The following is a 324-nucleotide window of genomic DNA, read 5'->3' on the forward strand; positions in this document are numbered from 1 at the left end:
TCGAAGCCGCCACCCGCATCATTCAGCTCACCGACGCTCGCCACGCCAGCGCGCGTCCCGCCGCCGACGTCTTGGACGCCAGCCTGATCGAGGCCGCCGACGCCATCGGCAAGACGCTCGAAGGCAAGACACAGCGGCAGAAAAATCCCCATTCCCGCGGTTCGCTGAGCTGGTTGGCCTGGATTACCGCAAGGCTCGGAGGTTGGAATTGCTATTACAAACCCCCAGGCCCCAAGACCATGGCTGAGGGATGGCGACGATTGGCCGACTTGATCGAAGGATATGCAATCGCTCAACGCAAATCACTCGTGTGAATCCCGTAGC

Annotated in this window: 1 pseudogene; it reads left to right on the forward strand. The window is 61.4% G+C overall.

What is annotated here, in order from left to right:
- Positions 1-314: pseudogene (locus GSQ90_RS00705) on the forward strand (transposase); the annotation flags it as partial.
- Between the last annotated feature and the right edge of the window lie 10 nt (positions 315-324).

Source organism: Methylocapsa sp. S129 (genome assembly GCF_009765995.1).
Taxonomy (GTDB): Bacteria; Pseudomonadota; Alphaproteobacteria; order Rhizobiales; family Beijerinckiaceae; genus Roseiarcus.